This window comes from Psychrobacter sp. 1U2, from assembly GCF_051847575.1.
On the sequence record NZ_JBPYDC010001303.1, the window covers coordinates 1 to 637 of the forward strand.

Below are 637 nucleotides of genomic sequence, written 5' to 3' on the forward strand. Positions count from 1 at the left end.
CTTTTAGAAGAATACCAAGAGAAAAAGTACTGGTGAATTTTTCAATCGGAATTCTATTTTTCTTACCTGTGATGGTAGCGGCTTTCGCTTTTAGACACGAAGTCGTCTCTACTACTGAAAGCGCTAAAATAGAATTGGAACAAAAATCTATTGAACCATTTACAGGTGATAAAATTTACTTAGAAAATGAAAGCTTCAAACCAGATCGTGAACGTCTGCTTACGATAAAGCAAAGGGTCCCTGCTGCCTATGCTGCTGGTTGCAATCAATCTATGGATGGAGAGGAGGTGACTACTTGCGATTTTGGAGACTTGTCATCTGATCGTGAGATAGTACTGGCAGGAGGCTCTCATGCAGTACAATGGATCACCGCACTAGACAGCATCGGTAAAGAGAATAACTTTAAAGTGATCAATATGACAAAAGCGGGTTGTCCTTTAGGAGTGGTAGAAGAGTCTAACGAATCTTGTCACATATGGAATGAGGAGGCGGTTGAAAAAATCATAGAGATAGCGCCTCATGCTGTCATCACCAATTCTACTAGAACCGTAGTAGACCAAAAAGAGTTTATCCCTCAATCTTATATTGATACTTGGAAAGTAATCTCTGACAACGAAATAGATGTGATTGGGATAAG

The 637-nt window shown here is 39.7% G+C and carries 1 protein-coding gene; it reads left to right on the plus strand.

Going from position 1 to position 637, the window contains the following annotated elements; genetic code table 11:
- Positions 1–637: SGNH hydrolase domain-containing protein (locus tag ACS8FD_RS21775; RefSeq protein ID WP_439277407.1), on the plus strand; the 637-nt coding region annotated here is incomplete at both ends.